The organism is Devosia sp. ZW T5_3 (genome assembly GCF_044987315.1).
Lineage (GTDB): Bacteria > Pseudomonadota > Alphaproteobacteria > Rhizobiales > Devosiaceae > Devosia.
In genome coordinates this window covers 15287-37913 of the sequence record NZ_JBJDRE010000025.1, presented here as the reverse complement: position 1 = coordinate 37913, position 22627 = coordinate 15287, and the positions used below count along the sequence as shown (strand labels likewise).

Annotated in this window: 16 protein-coding genes; 12 read left to right on the top strand and 4 right to left on the bottom strand. The window is 62.2% G+C overall.

Annotation, left to right across the window (positions count from 1 at the left end; genetic code table 11):
• The first annotated feature begins 77 nt into the window (after positions 1-77).
• Complete coding sequence (locus ACI3KW_RS22045; RefSeq protein ID WP_404849867.1) at positions 78-941, top strand: aldose 1-epimerase family protein; 864 nt, start codon at positions 78-80, stop codon at positions 939-941.
• A gap of 115 nt (positions 942-1056) precedes the next feature.
• Here the strand turns inward: ACI3KW_RS22045 and ACI3KW_RS22040 are convergent, their stop codons facing one another.
• Entirely contained in the window at positions 1057-2565 is a 1509-nt protein-coding gene (locus tag ACI3KW_RS22040) for a helicase HerA domain-containing protein (RefSeq protein ID WP_404849866.1), read from the bottom strand.
• A 399-nt stretch (positions 2566-2964) separates the two neighbouring features.
• Entirely contained in the window at positions 2965-4245 is a 1281-nt protein-coding gene (locus tag ACI3KW_RS22035; protein ID WP_404849865.1) for a Gfo/Idh/MocA family oxidoreductase, read from the bottom strand.
• A gap of 244 nt (positions 4246-4489) precedes the next feature.
• Between ACI3KW_RS22035 and ACI3KW_RS22030 the strand changes: the two genes are divergently transcribed.
• The 6 genes from ACI3KW_RS22030 to ACI3KW_RS22005 all read left to right on the top strand — a co-directional run bounded on the left by ACI3KW_RS22030 (position 4490) and on the right by ACI3KW_RS22005 (position 12286).
• Complete coding sequence (locus ACI3KW_RS22030) at positions 4490-5164, top strand: GntR family transcriptional regulator (protein WP_262171512.1); 675 nt, start codon at positions 4490-4492, stop codon at positions 5162-5164.
• A 66-nt stretch (positions 5165-5230) separates the two neighbouring features.
• Entirely contained in the window at positions 5231-6145 is a 915-nt protein-coding gene (locus ACI3KW_RS22025) for an alpha/beta fold hydrolase (protein ID WP_404849864.1), read from the top strand.
• A gap of 83 nt (positions 6146-6228) precedes the next feature.
• Positions 6229-9135, top strand: a complete 2907-nt coding sequence (locus ACI3KW_RS22020; RefSeq protein WP_404849863.1) for an insulinase family protein — start codon at positions 6229-6231, stop codon at positions 9133-9135.
• Between the two features lie 236 nt (positions 9136-9371).
• A complete protein-coding gene (locus ACI3KW_RS22015) occupies positions 9372-10376 on the top strand; it encodes a ligase-associated DNA damage response exonuclease (RefSeq protein ID WP_404849862.1) in 1005 nt (334 codons plus the stop codon).
• A complete protein-coding gene (locus tag ACI3KW_RS22010; RefSeq protein ID WP_404849861.1) occupies positions 10373-11950 on the top strand; it encodes a cisplatin damage response ATP-dependent DNA ligase in 1578 nt (525 codons plus the stop codon). The genes ACI3KW_RS22015 and ACI3KW_RS22010 overlap by 4 nt, the downstream gene beginning before the upstream one ends.
• 39 nt (positions 11951-11989) lie before the next feature.
• Positions 11990-12286 (top strand): UvrB/UvrC motif-containing protein, encoded by a 297-nt coding sequence (locus ACI3KW_RS22005; RefSeq protein WP_404849860.1) that lies wholly within the window; start codon positions 11990-11992, stop codon positions 12284-12286.
• Positions 12287-12291: 5 nt separating this feature from the next.
• Here the strand turns inward: ACI3KW_RS22005 and ACI3KW_RS22000 are convergent, their stop codons facing one another.
• Positions 12292-12681 (bottom strand): MerR family DNA-binding protein, encoded by a 390-nt coding sequence (locus tag ACI3KW_RS22000; RefSeq protein WP_404849859.1) that lies wholly within the window; start codon positions 12679-12681, stop codon positions 12292-12294.
• Complete coding sequence (locus ACI3KW_RS21995; RefSeq protein ID WP_404849858.1) at positions 12678-14390, bottom strand: long-chain-fatty-acid--CoA ligase; 1713 nt, start codon at positions 14388-14390, stop codon at positions 12678-12680. The genes ACI3KW_RS22000 and ACI3KW_RS21995 overlap by 4 nt, the downstream gene beginning before the upstream one ends.
• Positions 14391-14666: 276 nt before the next feature.
• Between ACI3KW_RS21995 and ACI3KW_RS21990 the strand changes: the two genes are divergently transcribed.
• The 5 genes from ACI3KW_RS21990 to ACI3KW_RS21970 all read left to right on the top strand — a co-directional run bounded on the left by ACI3KW_RS21990 (position 14667) and on the right by ACI3KW_RS21970 (position 22538).
• Positions 14667-17129: an acyl-CoA dehydrogenase gene (locus ACI3KW_RS21990; protein WP_404849857.1), complete on the top strand. Its 2463-nt coding sequence runs from the start codon at positions 14667-14669 to the stop codon at positions 17127-17129.
• A gap of 167 nt (positions 17130-17296) precedes the next feature.
• Positions 17297-19258, top strand: coding sequence for a 3-hydroxyacyl-CoA dehydrogenase NAD-binding domain-containing protein (locus tag ACI3KW_RS21985; RefSeq protein WP_404849856.1), 1962 nt, complete (start codon positions 17297-17299; stop codon positions 19256-19258).
• A 3-nt stretch (positions 19259-19261) separates the two neighbouring features.
• Complete coding sequence (locus ACI3KW_RS21980; protein ID WP_404849855.1) at positions 19262-20545, top strand: acetyl-CoA C-acetyltransferase; 1284 nt, start codon at positions 19262-19264, stop codon at positions 20543-20545.
• The gene (locus ACI3KW_RS21975) at positions 20542-20706 is read left to right on the top strand and encodes a hypothetical protein (protein WP_262171529.1); all 165 of its coding nucleotides are present in this window, start codon (positions 20542-20544) and stop codon (positions 20704-20706) included. Before ACI3KW_RS21980 ends, ACI3KW_RS21975 begins: the two co-directional genes overlap by 4 nt.
• A gap of 218 nt (positions 20707-20924) precedes the next feature.
• A complete protein-coding gene (locus ACI3KW_RS21970) occupies positions 20925-22538 on the top strand; it encodes a peptide ABC transporter substrate-binding protein (protein WP_404849854.1) in 1614 nt (537 codons plus the stop codon).
• The last annotated feature ends 89 nt before the right edge of the window (positions 22539-22627 follow it).

Sequence of the window (22627 nt, the reverse complement as noted above, 5' to 3'; positions counted from 1 at the left end):
CCACTCGCCCGCAATCCGTCAGTCCGCCCCTCCCACTTGTGGGGCGGGTAGCGTGCGTGGGTATTCAGGAGTGCGGCATGAGCAATATCAGGATCGGCAATGAGCATTTGAGCGTCGAGGTTTCGGCGCTGGGGGCCGAGATGCAGTCGCTGACGACGCAGGATGGGCGGGATTGGCTGTGGAACGGGGATGCCGCGTTCTGGACGGGGCGGTCGCCGATATTGTTTCCGATTGTGGGCAAGGCGCCGGATGATCATGTCAGTATCGGGGGCGTGCGCTATCCGATGGGGCAGCATGGTTTTGCGCGGCGGAGTGAATTTGCGCTGGTGGCGAGCGGGGACGATTTCTGCCGGTTCGAGCTGACGGCGAGCCAGGCCACCCGGTCGATCTATCCGTTCGACTTTGTGCTCAGCCTGGAGCACCGGGTTGTGGGATCAGCGATAGCGGTGACGGCGGAGGTAACCAACAGGGACACTCGGCCGATGCCGTATGGAATCGGGTTTCATCCGGCCTTTCTATGGCCGCTACCGGGCTGCGAAGGGCAGGATCACACGATCCGGCTCGATAGCGGCGGGTCGCCGGCTTTGGCGCGGCTCGAAGGTGGGCTGGTCGATCCGCAGCCGCGACCGTCGCCATTTGTGAATGGCGTGCTGGCGCTGGACCGAAGCCGGTTTACCGGCGACACGATGATCTTTTTAGAAGGGGCGGGGAGTGGGCTGCGCTATGGCGCCGAGGGCGCGCAAGTGCACCTGACCTGGGAGAATTTGCCGAACCTGGCGTTCTGGACCAAACAGGCGGATGCGCCGTTTATTTGCCTTGAGCCGTGGCATGGCACCGCAGCAGCGGTGGGACGCGGGGACGGGATCGAGGCCCGGCCGTCGACGGTGGTGTTGGGGGCCGGGGAGACCGGGCGGTATCGGTTTGTGGCGGAGGTGGGGTAGGTTTTTGCTTCAGCATTGAAGCATGGGCTAGCTCCCAACCCCTCACCCTGTAATTTCTTCTGGACGAAGAAATTACTGTCCCTCTCCCTCAAGGGGCGAGGGGAGAAAGAGGCGCCTACTCGGCTGCGCCGCGTTCGTCCACCATGGTGTCGGGGCCGTTGGGGTCGCCGGCGGCGGTTTCGGCGTTGAGGTCGGGGAAGGCGACGACGCGGTTGTTGCGAAAGTCGAGGCGGACGACGAGCAGGCCCCGTTCTTCGAACCAGGTGAGGAGGCGCCTTGCGCGGCTGGCCGAATGGGTGCCGTAAAGGCGGGCCAGGGTCGCGTCGGAGGGGCAGGGGGCATTGGTGAGGGCGGCTTGGGCCAGCACGAGGAAGACGCCCTGCACGTCATCGGAGAGGGTTTCGGATAGGGATAGCGCGGTTTGCCAGCCGTCGGATTGGGCGGTTTCGCTGTCGGGGGCGACGCGGGCGACGGCGAGCTTGCGCTTGAAGGCGGGCAAAGCCGGGGGCTCGCCGGGTACGCGGCGGATGCGGCAGCGGACCAGAAAATCCTGATAGAGCACGGCGACGGTGCGGAAGCTGGCGTCGGGATCGCCGAGCAGCTCGACCATGATGGCGTCGATCTGGCTTTCGCGTTCGGCCTCGTCGATCTCGGGGAAGAGGCTTTGCGGCGCAGCTTCCACTTCGGGGCGGGCGCGGGCGACCTGGGCCAGCAGTTCATTGGTCGAGGGCGGCGGCGGTGGTGCTGGCCGGCGCACGACGGGACGGGTGATCTCTTCTGGGCTGGCCGTGAAGATCAGCTCGGCGGCGTCAACAGGCGCTTCGAAGGGGGTCAGCTTGGGGCTGGTGGAGCGGGCCGAGGTTTCGACCGCGCCGATGGTGACCGGCATGGGGCGGCGGGAAATGGCGGGGCCGAGGGCGACGAAATGGCCGCGGGCCAGATCGCGGAACTGCTCGGCCTGGCGCTTTTCCATACCCAGCAGATCGGCGGCGCGGGCCATGTCGATATCGAGGAAGGTGCGGCCCATCAGGAAATTGCTGGCTTCGGCGGCGACGTTCTTGGCCAGCTTGGCGAGGCGCTGGGTGGCGATGACGCCGGCCAGGCCCCGTTTGCGGCCGCGGCACATGAGATTGGTCATGGCGCCAAGCGAGAGTTTGCGGGCTTCGTCACTGACTTCGCCGGCCACGGAGGGGGCGAAGAGCTGGGCTTCGTCGACGACGACGAGCACGGGATACCAGAAATCGCGATCGGCATCGAACATGCCGCCCAGGAAGGCGGCGGCGGCGCGCATTTGCTGCTCGACGTCGAGGCCTTCAAGATTGAGCACGACGGAGACGCGGTGCTGGCGGATACGACCGGCAATGCGGGTGAGTTCGGCTTCGGTGCGGGTGGCATCGACCACGACATGGCCGAATTTATCGGCCAGGGTGACGAAATCGCCCTCGGGATCGACAATGCATTGCTGCACCCAGGGAGCGGATTGCTCGAGCAGGCGGCGCAGCAAATGGGATTTGCCGGAGCCGGAATTACCCTGCACCAAAAGGCGCGTGGCCAGCAATTCCTCGAGATCGAGCGTGGCGGGCGCAGACCCCGTCGTCGCGCCCATGTCGATTGCTACCTTCATCAAATCTCCAGGCCGGCCAGTCACGTCTCAGTCGGAGACTCAGGCAGATGGTTGGCCTAGCGTTAGCATGATTTTGGGCGGGTTTGGGTAGGGGTGGTGGGGAATTTCACAGGTGGACTTCGCCACGTCCGACCAAATCAAGTTCCATCGTCATTGCCCGGCTTGTCCGGGCAATCCATTGCTGCCGCTGATGCTGAGAGATGGATCACCCGGACGAGCCGGGTGATGACGATGAATGGAGGGACTCGCGCAGATGGCGAAATCCCGATTTTGGGCTGCTCATAAACCTTGCGGCTGCGGTTGCATCTCGAGATGGGCCCCGGCCTGCGCCGCGGTGACATCGGGTTTGGGGCGACACCGTGGGTGGGCCCGGCGCGAAAGCGCGCCAGGCCCTATGGCTTAGAGCCGAACCAGTTTGCCAACGTTTACCGGCAGGCCGGTGGCGAAGGACTGGTTGGCGGCGATGCCGGTCAGGATCGATAGCGCACCATCGCGATGGTTGGCGCCGTAGCCGGGTCGGGGCGTGGCGTCGCCGAAGATTTCGTTGAGCATGATATTGTCGCCGCCACCATGGCCGCCTTCGGCATGCTTGATCGGGATGACGCGGGCTTCGCCGTGCAGGGGGAAGTGATAGAGATCGATGCCCTTGGCTGCGCCTTCGGCGGTCGAGGTGGAGCCGGCATTGATGTAGGAGGTTTCGCGCACCATTAGCTCGAGGCGACCGCCGGTGCCGTTGATGGCGACGTTGAAGCCTTCCCAGGGGGCATAGGCATAGAGCGAATAGGTCATCACCGCCTTGTTGCGGTAGCGGACCATGACATTCATCGTGTCTTCGATGGAGATGCCGTCGCCGAACACGTTCTGGTCGCGCTGGTAGCCGTCTTCCTTTTCGCCGTCCCAATAGAGGCCCTTCTGGACCGGGTTGGCGGTGAGGTCGATAGCGAAGGGATCATCCTTGGCCGCTTCGACGCCGGTGGTGCGGGTATAGGGGGTGAAGACCCCGCGCTCCTCGGCATTGGCGCGGCCGTAGAATTTGAGGTCGCCCATGGCAAAGACCGTGTCGGGCTGGCTGCCGAGCCAGAAATTGACCAGATCGAAATGGTGGGTCGATTTGTGGACCATCAGGCCGCCACTATTGCGCTTGTCGCGGTGCCAGCGGCGGAAATAGTCGGCGCCGTGGCGGGTGTCGAGCAGCCATTCGAAATGCACCGAAGTGGGGGTGCCGATGGCGCCTTCGACGATCAGTTCGCGCAGGGCCGAATTATGCGGAGCGTAACGGTAATTGAAGGTCACCCGCACCGAACGGCCGGTCCGCTCGACCGCGTCCAGGATGGCCTGGCACTTTTCGGGATCGGTGGTCATCGGTTTTTCGGTGATGACGTCGCAGCCGGCTTCGAGCGCCGCAATGATGTATTGATGGTGGGTGCGATCGATCGAGGTGACGATGACGGTATCGGGCTTGGCCTCGGCGATCATCGTGGCAAAGTCGGCGGCCTTGTAGGTGGGGACGGCCTTGCCGGACAGCTCTTTTTCGATCGCGCGATTGGTGTAATCCATGCGGACCTGGTTGGTGTCGCAAAGCGCGACGAGCCGGGAATGTTCGCGATGAGGACCCAGGATGGCTTCATAAAACATCCGCGCCCGACCCCCGGTTCCCACCAGTGCATAGGTCTTGGCCATTCGATTTTCTCCAGTCTCGATGCGATTATTGCGCCCATGGACAGGCAACGATGAAGCATCTACCATACAAGATTGCGAGGGGCACTAGTTCTTTTGATTATTTTGAAAGTGGGAAGCTCCCTCCTCGATTGAGGGGCCGGTAGACGGGGCGCGCAGGCAAAAGACCAAAAACCTGTGGATCGCGGCCGATTGGGGGAATTGGGCGCGATCAAAGCAGGCATGGTTGGGAGGAAACAACGAGACGATGGCCCAGGTGCTGGAAACGAACGAGGAAACCATTGCGCTGCGCGTCGTGCGCGCATTGCGCGACGAGATTGTCACCATGGCCCTGCGGCCGGGCGATGTGATTTCCGAAAGCGATATTGCGGGGCGCTATGGGGTGTCGCGCCAGCCGGTGCGCGAGGCGTTTATCCGCCTGGCGCAGCAGGGATTGCTGCTGATCCGGCCCAAGCGGGCAACCGTGGTCAAGAAAATCTCGCCCGACGGGGTGCGGCAATCGCGGTTCATCCGCGAATCCATCGAGGTCGAGATCATTCGGCGGGTGGCGGCCAAGCCGGGCAAGGATGCCCTGGCCGTGCTCAACGGGTTGATCGCCGACCAGGAAAAGGCCTCGGCGGCCAATGACCGGGCAGCGTTTCATACGCTGGATGAATTGTTTCACCGCACGCTCGCCCGGCTGGCGGGGGTGGAATATGCATGGCAGCTGATCGACGACCACAAGATCCAGCTCGATCGGGTGCGCTATTTGACGTTGGGCGTCTCCTCGAGCCAGCGCGCCATTGCCGAGCACAAGGAGATCGCCGCCGCGGTGGGCAAGGCCGATGTGGCGGCGGCCGAGCAGGCCATGCGCGAACATCTGGAACGCGCCGAAGTGCTGCTGACCCAGACGATCGAGGATTTCCCGGATTATTTCGAATAGGCCCATGGGCCAGCCACGCTGAACCATGTCGGGGGTCTGCCGTTGAGACAGGCAAGGAGAACCGACATGAGCGAGAGCTGGCAGGCCGAGCGGCGTAATCTTGACCGGTTGACCAAGCACCGGCGCATGGACGTCGATGGGGTCGATATCTTTTATCGCGAGGCGGGGCCGGCCGATGGCCCGGTTTTGCTCTTGCCGCATGGCTATCCCGGCTCGTCGATGGAATTCCGCGGGCTGATGCCGGCGCTGGCCGACCGCTATCGGCTGCTGGCGCCGGACTTTCCCGGACAGGGATTGAGCGCCACCCCGGAGGAGTTCGATTATAGCTTTGACGGCTATGCGCGGTTTCTGGAGCGCTTTGCCGAGAGGCTGGGCGTGCAGCGGCTGGTGCTTTACCTGCACGATTTTGGCTCGCAGATCGGGCTGCGCCTAGCCATCTTGCGGCCCGAATGGATTGCCGGGCTGATCATTCAGAACGGAGACATCTACGAGGACGTGCTGGGCCCCAAATATGGGGGGCTCAAGGCCTATTTCGCCGACAAGAGTCCCGAGCATGGCAAGGCCATCGAAGATGCGGTGAGCCAGGAGGGGTTCAGGGAAGAATATCTCAATGCGGTGCGGCCCGAACTGGCCGAAACCCTGCCGCCCGAACTCTGGCTTTATCACTGGTCGCTGATGACGCCGCGGCGCAAGGCCATCATGGTGGACATCATCAAGGGGCTGGAGCAGAACCTGGACTGGTTTGGGCGTTACCAGGCCTATCTGCGCGAGCACCAGCCGCCGGCGCTGATCCTGTGGGGGCCGCAGGACGGCTATATGCCCGAGGAATCCGCCCGCGCCTATCAGCGCGACCTGCCGCGCTGCGAACTGCACCTGCTCGATGCCGGCCATTGGGCGCTGGAGACCAGCCTTGACGACATGGTGCCGCTGATCCGGGACTTTCTCGGACGGGTCTGGGCGAACCGCGTTACAAATGCGTAATGGTGTGGCAGCAGGGGCTGGCGGATCGGGGTAGGGGTGCCTACCTTGGAGGCAATCGATAAGAACCCTGCCGAGTATTCCTTATGTCCCATCCCGCATTCGAGCTGATCCGTGACGAGCATATCGCGGAGGTCAATTCGCAGGCGCAATTGTTCCGGCACAAAAAGACCGGGGCGGAGGTGCTGAGCCTCGTCAATGACGATGAGAACAAGGTGTTCGGCGTAACCTTCAAGACGCCGCCGCAGGATTCGACCGGGATTGCGCATATTCTTGAGCATTCGGTGCTGTGCGGATCGCGCAAATATCCGGTCAAGAAGCCGTTTGTGGAACTGCTCAAGGGCAGCATGCACACATTCCTCAATGCCATGACATTTCCGGACAAGACCGCCTACCCGGTGGCCAGCCAGAACCTCAAAGACTTTTACAACCTCGTTGATGTGTATCTGGATGCGGTGTTTTTTCCGCTGATCAGCGAAGACACGTTCCGCCAGGAAGGCTGGCATTACGAGCTCGAGAATGTGCAGGCGCCACTGGTTTATAAGGGCGTGGTGTTCAATGAGATGAAGGGCGTGTTTTCCTCGCCAGACGCGGTGATGCGCGATCTCAGCCAGCGCTCGCTCTACCCCGATATCACCTATGGCAAATCGTCCGGCGGCGATCCCAAGGCTATTCCCGAGCTGACCTACAAGCAGTTCAAGGACTTTCACGACACTTTCTATCACCCGTCCAATACGCGGGCGTTTTTCTCGGGCGATGATGATGCGGGCAAGCGCCTCGCTATCCTCGACGAATATTTCAGCCAGTTCGAACGGCTCGACGTGGATGCCGAGGTGCAGTTGCAGCCGCGGTTCAATGCGCCGCGGCAGATCGTGGCCACCTATGCCGGGCCCAAAAGTGAGGGCAAGGCGCGGGACGGCATGGTGTCGGTCAATTGGATGATCGATCCGCCAGTGGACCGTACGGAAGCATTGAGCCATTCCATGCTGAGCTATCTGCTGGCGGGGAATCCCGCTGCCCCTTTGCGCAAGGCGCTGACCGAATCGGGGCTGGGCGAGGGCATGACCGGGGGCGGCATTGGCTCGGGCCTGCGCCAGCCGATGGCGAGTTTCGGCATGAAGGGGATCGACGCGGCGGATGCCGAAAAGGTCGAAGCGCTGATCCTGTCGACGCTCAAGGATGTCGCCGACAAGGGGTTTGCCGAGGACCAGCTGGAAGCGGCGATCAATACATTCGAGTTCTCGCTGCGCGAGAACAATACCGGATCTTACCCGCGTGGCATGACCTATATGTTCACCGCCATGAATGGCTGGTTGCATGGCGGGAATCCGTTGGAGCCGCTGGCTTTCGAGGGGCCACTGGCAAGCCTCAAGGCCAAGGCGGCGGAGGGACATTTCGCCAGGGAAATTTCCCGTCTCTTCCTCGACAATACCCACCGCACCACGGTGACGCTGAGCGCGGATCCCGATCAGGGGGCGCGCGAAGCAGCCGAAGAAGTGGCGAAGCTGGCCGCTGTGCGGCAGGGGCTGGATGAAGCGGCGCTGGAAGCGGTGGTGGCAGAGACCGAAAAGCTCAAGGCCTTGCAGGAAAGCGTGGATGATCCGGCGGAACTGGCCAAGATTCCGACGCTGACACTGGCCGATCTGCCGCGCGAAAGCCGGACGGTGCCGATCGACATCGGCACGCTGGCCGATACCAGGCTGTTTTATCATGACCTGCAGACGCTGGGGATCGTCTATCTCGATCTGGGCTTTGACCTGCATGTGCTGGACAAGGAGCTTCTGCCATATCTGCCGTTGTTCGGGCGGGCGCTGCTCCAGACCGGGACGAGCAAACAGGATTTCGTATCGCTGACGCAGCGCATCGGGCGCTCGACGGGCGGGATTGCCCAGCATCGGGGACTGTCGGCGCGGCAGGGAAGCGATGGCAGCGCGGCGTGGTTTTTCCTCTCGGGCAAGGCCGTGCCGGACAAGCATGAGGAAATGCTCGCCATTATGGGCGACGTGTTGCTCGATGCGCGGCTGGATAATCGCGAGCGGTTCCGCCAGATGGCGTTGGAAGAAAAGGCCGGCTTCGAAACGCGGCTGGTGCCGGGGGGCAATGCCATTGTCGATACCAGGCTGAAATCCGGGCTGACCGAGGCGGGCTGGATTGCCGAGCAATCGGGCGGTGTGAGCTATCTGGGCTTTCTGCGCGAATTGGTGCAGCGGATCGATAGCGATTGGGCCAGTGTGGAAGCGGCGCTGGTGCGCATTCGCGACACGCTGTTCCAGCGCGGGCATATGGTGGTCAATGTCACCGCCGACGGATCGCTATGGGATCGGGCCAAGGCGGAGATTGAGAGCTTCCTGGGGCGGCTGCCCAATGGCACACCGGCTTTTGCCGATTGGTCGGTCGATCTCGCGCCCAAGTCGGAAGGGCTGATCATTCCGGCGCAGGTCAATTATGTGGGCAAGGGCGCTAATCTGCGCGCGCTCGGGTTCGAGCTGACCGGGGCGTCCAGCGTGGTGCTGAAGTTTTTGAACACCACTTATTTGTGGGACAAGGTGCGGGTGCAGGGCGGCGCCTATGGTGGGTCGAGCCGGTTTGACCTGACCTCGGGCAATTTCTCGTTTCTGTCCTATCGCGATCCCAATCTGCTCAAGACCCTGGATGCCTATGATGGGGCGGCCAAGGCGCTGAATGCCGGGATTGGCGAGAATGATCTGACGCGCTCGATCATTGGGGTGATCGGGGATATCGACGGCTATGAATTCCCCGATGCCAAGGGGTATTCCTCGATGTGGCGGCAGCTGACGGGGACGACGGATGCGATCCGGCAGCAGCGGCGCGATGAGATTTTGGGCACGAGTGCAGCTGACTTCAAGCGGCTGGCCGAGGCGGTGGACGCGGTGGCGCGGCATGGCCATGTCGTGGTGCTGGGCGGAGAAGCGGCAATCACCGCAGCCAATGAGACGCGGCCGGGACTGTTGAAAGTCAGCAAGGTGCTTTGAGGAAGCGGTTTAGCGCCCACTGCCTCCTTCTCCCCTTGTGGGAGAAGGTGCCCACAGGGCGGATGAGGGGTGTTTTTCTGCGCTTCTGGCATGGGATGGCGCAGAACCCCTCACCCTGATCATTCTGCTGAACGCAGAATGATCAGTCCCTCTCCCACAAGGGGCGAGGGATGATGACTGATGGGGTTGTGTCAGAATCTGAACCAGGTCTGCCCGCCTTGCGTTATCATCGCGCCATGGCCAGTCCGATCCTCGATCGAAATCTGCATATCAAGGCGATCGATGCCTATATCGATCCGAGCGTGCCGCGGGAGCGGGCGATTGTTACCCATGGGCATGCGGACCATGCGCGGGCGGGGCATGGGGCGGTGCTGGCGACGCCCGATACGATTGCCATCATGAAGACGCGGTATGGCGAGGACTGTGCCGGGCGGTTCGAGGCGCTGGATTTTGGCGTGCCATTGCGGATCGATGAGGTGACGATCACGCTGCTGCCGGCGGGGCATATTCTGGGTTCGGCGCAGGTGCTGGTGGAGCAGGTCGGGCAGCGGGTGGTGGTGACGGGGGATTACAAGCGCCTCAGGGACCGAACGGCGCAGCCTTATGAGCTGGTGGAATGTGACCTGCTGGTCACCGAGGCGACGTTTGGGCTGCCGGTGTTTCAGCATCCGCAGCCGAGCATTGAAATCGGGCGACTGCTGAAATCGGTGGCGGACAATCCTGAGCGGGCCCATCTGATCGGTTGCTATGCGTTAGGCAAAGCCCAGCGGGTAATCGCGCTATTGCGGGATGCCGGCTATGACGCGCCGATTTATCTGCATGGGGCGATGCTCCGGCTCTGTGCGCTTTATGAGGAACTGGGCGTGAGCCTGGGGGATTTGCGGCCGGCGCTGGATGTGCCCAAGGCGGCTTTTGCCGGGCAGATCGTGATCGCGCCACCCTCGGCTATTCGCGACCGCTGGAGCCGGCGATTTCCCGATCCGGTGACCTGCCAGGCCTCGGGATGGATGAGTGTGAAACAACGCGCAAGACAGGCGCTGGTGGAATTGCCGCTGGTGATTTCGGACCATTGCGATTGGGGAGAATTGCAGCAGACCATCCGCGAAACCCGGGCGAAAACCGTGTGGGTGACGCATGGGCGCGAGGATGCGCTGGTCTATTGGTGCCAGACGCAGGGGCTGACAGCCGAGCCGCTCAATATCCAGGGTTTTGAGGACGATGGCGGGGAGGGCGAGGCGTGAAGCGGTTTGCCCAATTGCTGGAGCTGTTGGCGCTGACGCCGTCGCGGACGCGAAAGCTGGCGGCGCTGACGCAATATTTTCGCGAGGTGCCGGACCCGGACCGGGGCTTTGCGCTGGCGGTGCTGACCGGGGCGCTGAGTTTTCGCAATGTGAAGCCGGCTCTGCTCAAGGAAACCGTGCTGGCCGAGGTGGACGCGACGCTGTTCGCCATGAGCTACGATTATGTCGGGGACCTGGGCGAGACGATTGCGCTGATCTGGCCGCATCACGGAGCGCAGGAAGACCTGCCGTCGCTGACCGATCTGATCGAGCTGTTCAATACCACCTCCAAGAGCGAATTGCCAAAATTGATCGCCTCGCTGCTGACGCGGGCCGGGATCAATGAGCGCTGGGCGCTGGTGAAGCTGGCGACGGGGGCGCTGCGCATTGGTGTGTCGGCGCGGCTGGCCAAGACGGCGTTAGCTGAGATGAGTGGCGTCGAGGTGCAGGAAATCGAGGAAGTCTGGCACGGGCTCAAGGTGCCTTATCTCGACCTCTTCGCCTGGCTTGATGGCAGAGCGGGGCGGCCGGATATCGATCAATCGGCGCGGTTTCATCCCTTGATGCTGAGCAATCCGATCGACGAGGAAAAGGACCTCGCCAAGCTCGACCCCAGGGATTTCTCGGCCGAGTGGAAGTGGGACGGCATTCGGGTGCAACTGGTGTTGGGCGGGGGGACGGTGTCGCTGTTTTCGCGCACGGGCGATGATATCGCGACGGCATTTCCCGACATTGTCGAAAATGTGCATGGGCTGGCGGTGCTCGACGGGGAATTGCTGGTGGGCCGGGATTTCGAGCCGGGCTCGTTCAACGACCTGCAGCAGCGGCTGAACAAGAAGGTGGCGTCGGCCAAGCATCTCAAGGAGAGTCCGGCGTTTATTCGCGTTTATGACATGCTGTTCGATGGACGCGAGGATGTGCGGGTGCTGGGATGGACGGAGCGGCGCAAGCGGCTCGAAGCATGGTTCGCGGCCAATCCGCAGACGCGACTGGACCTGTCCGAGGTGCTGCCGTTCACCGATTGGGATGACCTGGCGCGGCTGCGGCGGCAGGGGGCGGACGAGCACGGGCACGAGGGAGTGATGATCAAGCTCCGCACCTCGCCCTATGTGCCGGGCCGGCCCAAGGGCTATTGGTTCAAGTGGAAGCGCGACCCTAATGTGGTCGATGCCGTGCTGATGTATGCCCAGCGCGGGCATGGCAAGCGGAGTTCGTTTTATTCGGACTACACGTTTGGCGTGTGGAAGGGGAACGAGATCGTGCCGATCGGAAAGGCCTATTTTGGCTTCACCGATGAGGAGTTGAAGCTGCTCGACAAGTGGATCCGGGCCAATACATTGGCCTCGTTCGGGCCGGTGCGGGAGGTTCGGAAGGAACTGGTGTTCGAGGTGGCATTCGACTCCGCGCAAATGTCGAGCCGGCATAAGTCGGGCGTGGCACTGCGGTTTCCGCGCATCAGCCGGATCCGCTGGGACAAGCCGGCGGCGGAGGCGGGGACGCTGGAGGATATGGCTGTTTTTATTGGAGCGACTTAGCCAAGACCCTGTGGGCTGGATAACCAGGAGAGCAAAACAATGTCATCGCGATCCAATCATTTGCGGCTGCTGGCGCTGGAGAAGCAGATGGCGGCAGCGGCCGAGGCGATGGATTTCGAGCAGGCCGCGGCGCTCCGCAATGAGATTGCGCGGCTCAAGGGGGAGACGCCGGTGGTGAGCGAGGATGGGGCGGTGAGTGTCACCGTCAGTCAGCCGCCGCCCGGCGCTATGGGGCTGGGCACGCAAGTGCCGGTGCGGCAGCCGCCCAAGGGCTGGGTGAAGCCAAAGAAGCCGGACTTTATGACCAAGAATGTGAAACCGCGGGGCGGACTGTAGGACGCCTATCCCGCCTTGATGCGCTCGTCGGCAAGTTTCTTGATTTCCTTGAGTTCGCTGATCGTCGTCTGCAGGTCCGAGAGCTGGGCTTGGAGCGAAGCGAGGCGTTCGTCGACCTTGCCGATGAGGAGGCTGACCTGCTGGCTGCGGTCGGCGTCGTAGAGGCTGAGGTAATCGGAGATGTCGCGCAGCGAGAAGCCGAGGCGTTTGCCGCGCAGGATCAGGATCAGCCGAGCGCGGTCGCGGCGGCGGAAAATGCGGGTGGCGCCGACGCGTTCGGGGGCGAGCAGGCCCTTGGCTTCGTAGAAGCGGATGGCGCGGGTGGAAATGCCGAATTCCTTGGCCAGATCGGCAATGGCAAAGAGATCGCGGCTGTCAGGCTCTGGGCGGTTCACGATTTTTTGGCCTTGGTGGCAGCGTAGTCCTCGCGCAGCTCTTTTTTGGAAAGCTTGCCGATCAGGGTCTTGGGCAGGGCGTCCTTGAAAATGATTTCACGCGGCATTTCGATCTTGTTGAGCTTGTCGGCGAGGAAGAGTTTGAGTTCGGTATCGGTGACCGATTTGCCGGATTTGAGCTTGATATAGGCGACGGGGGCCTCGCCGCGATATTCGTCGGGTACGCCGATGACATTGGTTTCTTCGACCGCCTCATGAGTCATCAGCGCTTCCTCGATGATGCGGGGATAGACGTTGAAACCCGAACAGATGATGAGGTCCTTGGTGCGATCCACCAGAAACACATAGCCGTCTTCGTCCATATGACCAACATCGCCGGTGCGCAGCCAGCCATCGTGGAAGGCTTCCCCATTGGCTTCGTCATTGTTGAAATAGCCAGTCATGACCTGGGGGCCGCGCACTTCAAGCTCGCCATTCTCGCCAATGGCGGCGACTTCCCTGGTGTCGATATCGACGAAACGAATATCGGTGCCGGGGAGGGGCAGGCCGATGGAGAGGGGTTTGCTCGGCACGCGTAGGGCGGCGCAGCAGACCACGGGCGAGGCCTCGGTGAGGCCATAGCCTTCGGCCAGCAGGGCTTTGGATTTTTTGGCGAAATTGGCGCGGATTTCATTGGGCAGGGCGGCGCCGCCGGAAATGGCGACCTCTAAGCTTGCCAGCTTAGCGGAAATATTGGGGTCTTCGGCGCGGGCTATGGCCGAGAGCAGGGTGGGCACGGCAGGCAGCACATTGGCCTTGGTGCGGGCGAAGAGGTCGAGCAGCGCCTTGAGCTCGAAGCGGGGCAGCATGACCACCTGGGTGCCATTGCAGAGCGGCACGTTCATGCAGACCGTCATGGCAAAGATGTGAAAGAACGGCAGCACGGCCACGACCTTGGCGGGCGGGTAGAAGAGCCCGCAACCCCATTGGTCGATCTGGCTCATATTGGCGGCGATATTGGCGTGGGTGAGCAGAGCCCCCTTGGGCACGCCGGTGGTGCCGCCGGTATATTGCTGGACGGCAATGTCCTTATAGGGATCGATGACGACGGCGCTGGGGGTTTCCTTGCGATCGAGCATGTCGTCGAACAGGGCAATGCGGTCGCGGACCGCGGATTTGCGCAGCCTGGCCAGGTCTTTGCGCTTGGCGATGGAATAGAGGATTTTCTTGGGTAGCGGCAGCGCATCGGGGAAGTGGCAGACCACCAGCGATTTGACATGGCCGAGCTGGACCAGCTGTTCGGCCTTTTCGAAAATCTGCTGCAGATCGAGCGTGATCAGCAGATCGGCGCCGGCATTGGCGGTGATGTGGCTGAGCTCCTTGACGGTGTAGAGCGGGTTGCAATTGACCACGATGCCGCCGGCCCGCAGCACGCCGTAATAGGCGATGGGGTAAAAGGGGGTATTGGGCAGCATGATGGCCACGCGGCTGCCTTTTTTGACTCCGAACTGGGTCTGCAGCGCGCCGGCAAAGGCGGTGATCTTGCGGGCCAGCTCGCCAAAACTGGTGGTGCCGCCCATGAAATCGAGTGCGGTGGCGAGGGGGTTTTTGGCGCAGGCGGCCAGCACTTGTTCGTGCACGGGGCGGGTATCGATCTTGACGTCCCAGGCAATGCCATCGGGGTAGCTGGCGATCCAGGGGCGCATTGCCCGCTCGTTCCGCTGGTCCATCAATGTCCCTCCTCGTGCCGTTCGGCTTGGGCTTTGCCCTTATCACGCAGTATTCCATGGCTTTACGTTAGCGTCAAAGGGGTGACGGAGGATTTTGAACATAGGCCGCGACCTCGGCCTACGTGAACGTAATGTGTCGTTAGTTGACGTTTACGTAAAGCACGGTAAAGTGCGGTCTCAACACTGGGGATATGGTGCGCTATGGTTTGAGCGCGGCAGGCCCAGCAGGAAACCGGAGGACCGGGAAACGGTCTGACGTTTTGGGAGGAGGCCGCCGTGACACTTGCGCTTTTCGTGATCAGCCTCATTATTTTTGGCGTGCTGGCCTGGCGGGAAAGCCCGCTCTGGCATTGGGGCGTGGCGGCATTGGTGATCGGGCTGCTGAGCCGGCTCGATGTGGGCGGCAGCGGGCTTGCGCTCGATGGCGGGTTTGGTGGTCTACTGCTGGCGCTAGTGCCGGGCGCGGTGTTGTTGCTGCTCAGCGTTGAGGCCATTCGCAAGCCGGTGCTGACGCGGCCGGTCTATGGGGCGGTCAAATCGATTTTGCCGAAGGTCAGCAAGACCGAGCAGGACGCGCTGGATGCCGGCACAATCGGCTGGGATGCGGAATTGTTTTCCGGCAGGCCGGACTGGAGCAAGCTGACCGATATTCGGCCGCTGACGCTAACGGCGGAAGAGCAGGCGTTTATCGACGGGCCGACCAATGAGGTCTGTGCCATGATCGACGATTGGGACACGCGCAATAATCGCGCTGATCTGTCGCCCGAGGTCTGGCAGTTCCTCAAGGACAAGGGGTTCCTCGGCATGCTGATTGCCAAGGAATATGGCGGGCTCGGCTTTGGCGCGCAGGCGCAGTCGATGATCGTTTCCAAGATTTCGAGCCGGTCGGTGGCGGCGGGGATCACCGTCATGGTGCCCAATTCGCTCGGGCCGGGCGAGCTGCTGGAAAAATACGGCACGCAGAGCCAGAAGGACAAATATCTCGGACGGCTGGCCAAGGGCCTCGAAGTGCCGTGCTTTGCGCTGACGGGCGTGCATTCGGGGTCGGATGCTGGTGGCATGCGCGATATCGGTATCGTCACCAAGGGAAACTATCAGGGCGCCGAAGTGCTGGGCATCAGGCTGAGTTGGGACAAGCGCTACATTACGCTGGCGCCGATTGCCACGCTGGTGGGCCTGGCCTTCATCCTCAAGGACCCGGACAATCTGCTCGGCAAGGGCGAAGAGATCGGTATCACACTGGCGCTGGTGCCGCGCGATCACCCGGGTGTTGAAATCGGGCGGCGGCATTTTCCGGCGCGGCAGGCTTTCATGAATGGGCCGACGCGCGGCACGGATGTGTTCATTCCCATGGATTTCCTGATCGGTGGGGTGGACCGGGCCGGGCAGGGCTGGCGCATGCTGATGGAGTGTCTCTCCACCGGGCGGGCGATTTCGCTGCCAGCGATTGGCACGACCTCGATCAAGCAGGCTTTGCGGGTGAGTTCGGCCTATGCACGGATCCGGAGGCAGTTCGGCATTCCGGTGGGGATCATGGAGGGAGTGGCCGAACCGCTCGGGGAGATGGTCAAGCGCGCCTATACCTATGAGGCGAGCCGGCGGCTGACTGCCTCAATGGTGGATGAGGGGCAGCGGCCGGCAGTGATTTCGGCGCTGCTGAAATATCGCACCACCGAAGCCATGCGCGAGAGCGTAGATGACGCCTTCGATATTCATGGCGGGCGGGCGATTCAGGACGGGCCGGGCAATTATCTGTTCGGCGGCTATATGGCGACGCCGGTGGCCATTACGGTTGAGGGCGCCAATATATTGACGCGCACGCTGATGACCTTTGCGCAGGGCGTTCTGCGCGCGCATCCCTTCCTCTACAAGGAAATTGCGGCGGCGCAAAATCCCGACAAGGCGGCCGGGCTCGACCAGTTCGACATCGCCTTTGGCGGGCATACTAAATTCATGCTGCGCAATATTGCGGCCAGCTTTGTGCATGGGGTGAGCAATGGAGCTTTTGCCTCGGCGCCCGCGCAATCGGAAATGGGGCATTGGTATCGCAAGATGCATCGCTACAGCCAGGATTTTGCCCTCGTTGCCGATTGGACCACGGTGGTGCTGGGTGGGGCGCTCAAGCGCAAGCAGAAGATTTCGGGACGGATGGCCGATATCCTGGGCGAGCTTTACCTGATGTCGGCTGTGCTCAAGCGGTTTGAGGAAGAGGGGCGCTTGGTCGAGGATCGGGAGCTGGTGGACGCCATCATGGCGGACCGGATCGCGGCGATGGAGCGGACCTTTGGCGAGGTGTTTGCCAATTTCCCCAACGGGCTGCTGGCCAATGCGATGCGGTTCCTGTGCTTCCCGCTGGGGCGGCATGCCAGGCCCGCCAGCGACCGGGTGAATTATCGCTTCGTGCGGGCAGTGCTGCGGCCGGGCGCGTTCCGCGACCGGCTGACCACGGGCGTGTTCGTATCGATGGACCCCGATGACGTTACGGGCGTTCTGGAAGATGGGCTGCTCAAGGTGACCGAGGCCGAGGAGATCGAGGCACGGTTCATCAAGGCGGCGCGCAAGGGCGTGATCGAGCGGCGGCTGGATCGCGATGCGATTGCCGATGCGGTGGCGGCCGGGGTGCTCAATGAGAATGAAGCGGGGATCATGCGGGCGGCGGATGAGGCGACCGACCGCGTGGTGAAGGTGGATGATTTTGCGGCCGATGAATTGGCGGCGGAGCATAGGGCGGCGGAATAGGGGATCGCGGCTACGGCAGAAAGAAAACGGAGGTTCCCGCTTTCGCGGGAATGACATTGTGGGGGAAAGGGGTCATGCCCGATGGTTGGACCCCCACCCCCGCCCCTCCCCTCAAGGGGGGAGGGGAGACAGACGCCGGCGAACGGCGAAAAAATTGAGGAGGCAAAATGATTGCGCTGCAGGAGACGGTGACCAAGCATTGGAGCTTTCACACCGACGTGGAAAAGCTGGGCTGGCTGACGATCAACACGCAGGGAGCGGGGGTCAATACGCTCAGCCGCGAGGCGATCATGGAGCTCGAGACGCTGGTGGCGCGGATCGAGGATCTGGCGAGCTCGGGCGAAGTGATCGGGGTGATCCTGCTCAGCGGCAAGGATACCGGGTTCATTGCCGGGGCCGATGTCAGCGAATTCGATGCGATGAGCGACTTTTCGGTGCTGCCGGAGGCGCTGAAGCGCACGCATGCGCTGTTTACACGGATCGAAAGGCTCAAAGTGCCGGTGGTGGCGGGGATACACGGGTTCTGCCTGGGCGGCGGGTTGGAGCTGGCGCTGGCGTGCCACTATCGCATCGCGGTCAATGACGAGAAGACGCGGATCGGCTTTCCCGAGGTCAATCTGGGGATTTTTCCCGGCTTTGGCGGCACGGGGCGCTCGATCCGGCAGGCGGGGCCGGTTGATGCCATGGGGACCATGCTGACGGGCAAGATGCTCACGGCCGGTGCGGCGCGGGGGCTGAACCTGGTCGATAGACTGGTGCGGCACCGCGACATGCTGGCCTGGGAGGGACGCAAGGCGGTGTTGCAGAAGCGCAAGAGCGTCGCCGCGGCGCCGATCAAACGCTTGATGGCGATGGGGCCAATCCGCGGCTATGTGGCGAGCAAGATGCGCGAACAGGCGAGCAAGAAGGCGCGCAAGGAGCATTATCCGGCCCCGTTCGCGCTGATCGATTTGTTCGAGGCACATGGCAATGACTGGCAGGCGATGAGCCGGGGCGAGATCGACGCTTTCGTGCCGCTGATGGGGACGGAGACGGCAACCAATCTGCGGCGGGTGTTTTTTGCCTCGGAGAGCCTCAAGAAGCAGGGAGCCAAGGGCGCCAAATTTGCGCGGGTGCATGTGATTGGGGCGGGGGTGATGGGCGGCGATATTGCGGCCTGGTGCGCGCTGCGCGGCATGGCGGTGACGCTGCAGGATATCGACATGGAGCGCATCAAGCCGGCGCTGGAGCGGGGCAAGGCGCTGTTCAAGAAGCGCCTCAAGAGCAAGCGCGAGGTCGATACGGCCATGCTGCGGCTTGAAGCGGACCCGACCGGCAAGGGCGTAGCGCGGGCCGATGTGATCATCGAGGCGGTGGTGGAAAAGCTTGAGGTCAAGCAGGCGATTTTCAGCGGGATCGAGGATCAGCTCAAGCCCGGCGCCATTCTGGCAACCAATACATCATCGATTGAATTGGAGCGGATTGCCGAGGGGCTGAAGGACCCGGCGCGGCTGATCGGGCTGCATTTCTTTAATCCGGTGGCGCAGCTGCCGCTGGTGGAGGTGATCCGGTCCACGTTCAATTCTGATGCTGAAATCGGCAAGGGGGCGGGTTTTGCGCTGGCGATTGGCAAGTCACCGGTGGTGGTCAAGTCGGCGCCGGGGTTCCTCGTGAACCGGGTGCTGATGCCGTACATGTTGGGGGCAGTAAAGCGAGTTGAGGCGGGCGAGAGCAAGGAATTGCTTGATGCTGCCGCAGTGGCCTTCGGCATGCCGATGGGGCCCATCGAGCTGATGGACACGGTTGGACTCGATGTCGGGCAATCGGTGGCGCGGGAACTGGGGCAGGCGGTGCCGGCGGAGTCCAAATTCGCCGGGCTGGTGAGCGCGGGTAAGCTCGGCCGCAAGACTGGCGAAGGCTTTTACAAGTGGGTCGATGGCAAGGCGCAAAAGGGCGAGACGCCGCCCCATGCCGACTTGGCTGGACTGGGGCGTGAGCTGGTGCAGCCGCTGGTCGACACGACCGAAGTGGTAGTGGCCGAGGGCGTGGTCGCCAATGCAGGGCTGGCCGATATCGGGGTGATCCTGGGGACGGGCTTTGCGCCGTTCCTCGGTGGCCCCCTCAAAGCACGTGCGGATGGGAGGGCTTGAGACATGGCCGAATTGCGTAGAGTTGCCATTGTCGGGTTGGCCCGGACGCCGTTCGCGCGGGGCCACACGGCCTATGCCGACGAAACCAATCTGTCGTTGCTGGCGACGGCGTTGGGTGGGCTCGCGGATAAGTTTGGGCTCAAGGGCGAAAAGATTGATGAGGTGATGGCGGGCGCCGTCATCGGACATAGCCGGGATTTCAATCTGGCGCGGGAAGCAACGCTCGACGCGGGGTTTTCGCCGCGCACCCCGGGGACCAATATCCAGATCGCCTGCGGCACGAGCCTGCAGGCGGCGCTGGTGCTGGGCGCCAAGATTGCCACTGGCGAAATCGAGAACGCCATTGCGGCGGGTTCGGATACGGTCAGCGATGCGCCGGTGGTGTTCGGCAACAAATTCCAGCACCGGATGATCGAATTGTCCAAGGCGCGTTCGACTGGCGAGAAGTTCGGAGCGTTCAAGGGATTTTCGTTTGGCGAGTTGCGGCCGGTGGCGCCTTCGACGCAGGAGCCCCGCACGGGCCTCTCCATGGGCGAGCATTGCGAGCTGATGGCGCGCAATTGGGGAATTTCGCGCCAAGCGCAGGATGAGCTGGCCGTGGCCAGTCATCGCAATGCGGCCAAGGCTTATGACGAAGGGTTTCACGACGACCTGCTGGTGAGTTGTGCTGGCCTGGTGCGTGACAATAATGTGCGGGCCGACACCAATCTCGAGAAAATGACCAGCCTCAAGCCGGCCTTCGACAAGAGCTCGGGCCTGGGCACGCTGACGGCAGCCAATTCGACGCCGCTGACCGATGGGGCCAGCGCGGTGCTGTTGGCGAGCGAGGATTGGGCGCGGGCACGGGGATTGCCGGTGCTGGCCTATCTGACCATGGGGCGGGTCGCCGGCAATGACTTTGCGCATGGAGAAGGATTGCTGATGGCGCCCACCATTGCGGTGTCGGAACTGCTGGCGCGGGCCGGGATCGGGTTTGACGATATCGACTATTTCGAACTGCATGAGGCATTCGCCGCGCAGGTGCTGTGCACGCTCAAGGCGTGGAACGATCCGGCGTATTGCAAAGATGTGCTGGGGCGCGATGCCGTGATGGGTGTGATCGATCCGGCTAAGATCAACGTGAAGGGGTCGAGTCTCGCCTATGGGCATCCCTTTGCCGCCACCGGCGCGCGGATTTTGGGGCTTACGGCCAAATTGCTGTCGACGGAACCGGGAAAACGGGCTTTGATTTCGGTGTGTACGGCCGGCGGCATGGGTGTCGCGGCTTTGGTAGAGAGCCCGCTATGAGCGACAATGTCGTTAAATTCCGCCGCATCGAGAAACAGCCCGAGCCGCCGGTGAAAAAGCCACGCGGTCCGCTGCCGGGCTGGGTGCCTTTCGTGGCGCTGGTGGCGATCGCGGTCGCCATCTACTTCATCCGGCAAGCGGGCCTGCTGGGCGGCGCTTGAAGAGGCTGTGTCTCTCAGGCTTCACAGCATGTTAATAATTCCCGCGGCCTTGACGCTTAGGTCAATGTTTTACTTGTCAGTGGACGGAATTGCGTAATACCGTCCAGCAATCTTGACCGTCGGGTCAAATCTGACGGCCACAAGACTACCCACCCGCTGCAACAAACGCGCGGGACAAGAAAAAACTCAGGAAACTCCAAAAGGAGATGGGAACGAGCATGAAACTTCACAAAACCCTGACAGCGGTAGCGGCCGCCGGCGCCGTGGCGCTGATGATGAGCACGGCCGCTTCGGCCGTCACGCTGCAGATGCATAATGGCGGTGATCCGGGTTCGCTTGATCCGCACAAGGTGTCGGGCGACTGGGAAAACCGCATTGTCGGCGACTATATCGAGGGTCTGGTCACCGAAGACATCAAGGCCGACGCCATTCCGGGCCAGGCCGAGAGCTGGGACATTTCCGAGGACGGCACGGTCTATACCTTCCATCTGCGCGAAGGCATCAAGTGGACCGATGGCGAGCCCGTCACGGCCGAAGATTTCGTGTTCGCCTTCCAGCGCCTGATGAATCCGGCGACGGCGTCGGAATATGCCTATCTGCAATATCCGATCAAGAATGCCGAGGCCATCAACTCGGGCGAAATCACCGATTTCAGCCAGCTCGGCGTCAAGGCCCTCGATGACAAGACCGTCGAGATCACGCTGGAAGCGGCGACCCCGTTCTTCCTGCAGGCGCTCACCCATTACACCGCCTATCCGGTGCCAAAGCACCTGGTGGACGAATATGGCGATGCCTGGACCAACATCGACCACATCGTTGCCAATGGCCCGTTCAAGATCACCGAATGGCTGCCGGGCTCCTATGTCCATTCGGTCAAGAACGAAGATTACTACGACGCAGCGAACGTGAAGATCGACGAGGTCTATTACCACGTGCTGGAAGACCAGGCTGCGGCGCTCAATCGCTACCGCGCCGGTGAATTCGACATCCTGACCGATTTCCCTGCTGACCAGTATCAGTGGATCCAGGACAATCTGCCGGGCCAGGCCCATGTCGAGCCGTTCCTGGGCATTTATTACTATGTGCTGAACCAGGAAAAGCCGCCGCTGAACGATCCCAATATTCGTGAAGCGCTGTCGATCTCGGTGCTGCGCGACGTGATCGGCCCCGATATCCTGGGCACTGGCGAATTGCCGGCCTATGGCTGGGTTCCTGAAGGCACCGCCAATTATGAAGGCGAAGTCTATCTGCCCGAATGGTCCAAGCAGCCCTATGAAGAGCGCGTCGCCAAGGCCAAGGAATTGATGGCCGCGGCTGGCTATACGCCGGAAAAGCCGCTGACCCTGCAGCTGCGCTACAACACCAATGACAACCACCAGCGTATCGCCGTGGCGATTGCCGCCATGTGGGAGCCGATCGGTGTGAAGGTCGAGCTGTTCAATGCCGAAACTGCCGTGCATTACGATGCGCTGCGTGCCGGTGACTTCAATGTCGGCCGCGCCGGCTGGCTGCTCGACTATTCCGATGCCTCCAACACGCTTGATCTGCTGCGCACCGGCACCAAGCAGGGCGATTCGATCAACTGGGGCAACAATTACGGCCGCTATTCGAATGCCGAATTCGACCGCCTGACCACCGAAGCGTCTTCGGAGCTGGATCTGGTCAAGCGCGCTGGCCTGCTGCATGAAGCTGAAAAGCTGGCCATGGACGAGTTCGCGGCCATCCCGATCTACTGGTATGTGTCCAAGAACCTGGTATCGCCCAAGATCACCGGCTTTGAAGACAATGCCAAGGACATCCACCGTACGCGCTGGCTGACCAAGGCCGAGTAAGCCCAAGGGCTTGATGATCGTGGGGGCCCGACCGGCTCCCACGATCTCTTTTATTCCGGCGAGCGCGCGTGGACGCAGCGCCCTGGATA

Excerpts from the sequence above, each read along its gene's own strand:
- ACI3KW_RS21970 (WP_404849854.1), top strand. The coding sequence starts at position 20,925 with ATGAAACTTCACAAAACCCTGACAGCGGTAGCGGCCGCCGGCGCCGTG.
- ACI3KW_RS21975 (WP_262171529.1), top strand. The coding sequence starts at position 20,542 with ATGAGCGACAATGTCGTTAAATTCCGCCGCATCGAGAAACAGCCCGAG.
- ACI3KW_RS21995 (WP_404849858.1), bottom strand. The coding sequence starts at position 14,390 with ATGGACCAGCGGAACGAGCGGGCAATGCGCCCCTGGATCGCCAGCTAC.
- ACI3KW_RS21980 (WP_404849855.1), top strand. The coding sequence starts at position 19,262 with ATGGCCGAATTGCGTAGAGTTGCCATTGTCGGGTTGGCCCGGACGCCG.
- ACI3KW_RS22015 (WP_404849862.1), top strand. The coding sequence starts at position 9,372 with ATGGCCAGTCCGATCCTCGATCGAAATCTGCATATCAAGGCGATCGAT.
- ACI3KW_RS22020 (WP_404849863.1), top strand. The coding sequence starts at position 6,229 with ATGTCCCATCCCGCATTCGAGCTGATCCGTGACGAGCATATCGCGGAG.
- ACI3KW_RS22045 (WP_404849867.1), top strand. The coding sequence starts at position 78 with ATGAGCAATATCAGGATCGGCAATGAGCATTTGAGCGTCGAGGTTTCG.
- ACI3KW_RS22030 (WP_262171512.1), top strand. The coding sequence starts at position 4,490 with ATGGCCCAGGTGCTGGAAACGAACGAGGAAACCATTGCGCTGCGCGTC.
- ACI3KW_RS22005 (WP_404849860.1), top strand. The coding sequence starts at position 11,990 with ATGTCATCGCGATCCAATCATTTGCGGCTGCTGGCGCTGGAGAAGCAG.
- ACI3KW_RS22035 (WP_404849865.1), bottom strand. The coding sequence starts at position 4,245 with ATGGCCAAGACCTATGCACTGGTGGGAACCGGGGGTCGGGCGCGGATG.
- ACI3KW_RS22040 (WP_404849866.1), bottom strand. The coding sequence starts at position 2,565 with ATGAAGGTAGCAATCGACATGGGCGCGACGACGGGGTCTGCGCCCGCC.
- ACI3KW_RS22025 (WP_404849864.1), top strand. The coding sequence starts at position 5,231 with ATGAGCGAGAGCTGGCAGGCCGAGCGGCGTAATCTTGACCGGTTGACC.
- ACI3KW_RS21985 (WP_404849856.1), top strand. The coding sequence starts at position 17,297 with ATGATTGCGCTGCAGGAGACGGTGACCAAGCATTGGAGCTTTCACACC.